At 68.8% G+C, this 2597-nt stretch carries 1 protein-coding gene and 1 pseudogene; both read right to left on the bottom strand.

The window, feature by feature from the left end:
- Positions 1-381: 381 nt before the first annotated feature.
- Positions 382-1440: pseudogene (locus MJ797_RS26790) on the bottom strand (transposase).
- 409 nt (positions 1441-1849) lie between these two features.
- Positions 1850-2533 carry a hypothetical protein gene (locus tag MJ797_RS26795; RefSeq protein WP_239342541.1) on the bottom strand — a complete coding sequence of 228 codons (684 nt, stop codon included), beginning with the start codon at positions 2531-2533 and terminating at the stop codon, positions 1850-1852.
- Positions 2534-2597 lie beyond the last annotated feature (64 nt).

Here is a 2597-nt window from a genome sequence, read left to right on the forward strand (position 1 = left end):
CTAGTTTCAGCCCAAAAGGGTTGTCGGCCCGATCGCCTTGGACCGAGACCGGCAACAACCGGGAGGAGGCTCGCCACTTCGCCGATGCCGGCAAGTGGGCGGCCGTCTGCCGCTTGGTCGAACCGCTTGCCCAGACGAGAGATGATCGGCTGAGACGGCGCGCATCCGACGCACACGGGCAGATCACCCACGGGCCCAGTTGGTGGGCACCACGCTGGTACGCGCCGCGATGGTTGTCCTCGGAGTTCAGGCCGCTGGCGTCGGCGCGACGGCGGGCGCGCTGGCCGTGGTGGTCGCGGTGGGCGGCTGTAGTCGAGGGCAGAGTGGTCGGTGGCGGCCTGTGGGGTGCCAGAACTCGGCCACCGGTGTTGACCTGGGCTTTTATGCAGCTCGTTCGTACTCGTTGATCAGGCCGCCGAGGACGGACTGACGCTTGATCTGTTTCTTGGTCAGGTCAGCGACGGGGTGATCCGGCTGTGGTGGTTGAAGGCCGCGGCCACGGTGGGGGCGTCGTCCGTTGTAGTGCCGTGCGTACCCGGCCAGGACAACGCGCAGGTGCCGCTCACCGAAGATCAGCATCCGGTCGGTGACCTCGGTCCGGACGGTTCGGACGAACCGTTCCGCGTAGGCGTTCGACCGCGGGGTCCGGGGTGGGATCTTGACCGTGGTGATGCCGGCGTCGGCGAGGACCGCGTCGAACGACGCGGTGAACTGACCGGCCCGGTCGCGGACCAGGAACCGGAAGTCGACCGCCCGGTCACCGAGATCCATGAGCAGGTTCCGGGCTTGTTGGGTGGTCCACGGTCCGTCGGGGTGGGCGGTGACCCCGAGGATGTGGACGGTGCGGGAGCCGACTTCCAGGACGAAGAAGCAGTACAGACGCCGTAGCGTCACCGTGCAGTCCACATGGAAGAAGTCCACGGCCAGCACCGTCGACGCCTGCGTACGCAGAAACTGCCGCCAGGTCGTGTCGGCCTGCCGTTGCGGAGCCGGGGGCAGCCCCAGGGACGTCAGGACCCGGCGGATCGTGGAGGCGCTCACCCGGTGGCCGAGCTTGAGGAGCTCGCCTTGGATCCGCTGGTAGCCCCACGCCCGTGTTCTCGATCGCGAGCCGCCTGATCAGCGTGGAGATCTCCGAGCTGATCGGTGGCCGGCCCATCCGCCGCGGGTAGGTCCATTTTCGTGTGACCACACGGCGGTGCCACCGCAGGACGGTGCCGGGAGTGACCAGCCGGTGCGCTCGCAGCGCCCTGGGGAGAAGCCCGATCAGGGCGGCGAGGACCGCCCGGTCCCACCGCGGCCTGGGCTGATGCGGCGCAGCACCGCGACCTCATGCCGCAGCACCAGCAACTCGATGTCCTTCGACGCCGACGAACGACCGAGGAGAACCAGCCAGCCGCACACCCGCACGAAGATCAGACAGAGCAGGCGGATGGGAATATCTGACCATCATGCCGGCAGCCGCACCGTCGCATCACCCCAGCTCACGGGCACAAGCCGACTTCTGGAGGGGCCGTGGAACTCGGGCGAGGTCGGCGCGGAGGGCGAAGCGTGGATCGTCGCTGAGCCGTGTGGCCATGGCGTGCTCGTAGCGGCGTGCGTCGAAGAGTTTCCCGGCCTGGGCCAGGGCCACGCGGAGACCTGCACCCGCTCGTTGCGGTGCGTCCTCGGCTGGTGCGTCAACTGCGAGGTACGCGTCGGGGAAGAGGCTGCTCCCAGGCCGGCGCAGATGTTGGAGCGACCGAGATGCGCTGGAACTGTCATCCGAGGTTGACGATGTCCGCGTCGTCGATGACCTGCGCGAGCACGAGCGCGGCATTCTCGGCCAGCAGCCGGCCAGCCTTGCGGGTCAGGTCGAGGGGCTGCTCGACGCCATCGAGCCACAGGGTCGCCGTCGTTGCCAGAGCGAGGTCGACACGTCCGCCGGCAGCGAGGTGCGCGCGCAGCAGGGCGTTGATCCGCAGGCTTGTCTGCTGTCCGGCTCCTGGGCTGCGGTAGTTGACGGACAGCCGGCGCGCAGGCTGTCCGTCTCGCCGATGTAGACCTGCGGCCGGATGTCGGCCGCTGCGCCGGTGAGGGTCATCCGGTACAGGCCGGGCGCACCTTCGAGGCCGCCGAAGGTCGGCTTCCCACTCGGATCGAGGGTGATCACGCCTGCGTCGAGCCACCGCAGTCGGACTCGAACGTCGACCGCGGCTCCGACCGGCTGGCGGTCCACCAAGGGCGGAGCGGTGCGGCGCGGGGCTGGTGACATGGCGATCCGACCGTGGTCGGCGTAGCTGCCGCCGCGGGTTCCACGCGCGAACCGGACCCGCTGGCGGTCCAGGTACACCTGCTCGACGTGGAAGCCTGCGGCCCGCCATGCCAACGCCTGGCTGTGGCTGGAGTTGGCCCACCATTGCCGCTGGTCCGACGACGCCGGAAGCGACGAGCCGATGATCTCCTCGATCTGATCGAACCCCAGCTCCACCGTCGCTTGACCGTGATCCGCCGCAACTCGCAGGTATGCGGTCAGCGGGTCGTACCTGCTCATCAGAACCTCCTGGGCGGATTCTGGCCCTAGACATGTCGGCCAACAGGCAACGGACTACGCCCCC

It is taken from the genome of Protofrankia sp. CiP3 (assembly GCF_917627345.1).
Lineage (GTDB): Bacteria > Actinomycetota > Actinomycetes > Frankiales > Frankiaceae > Protofrankia.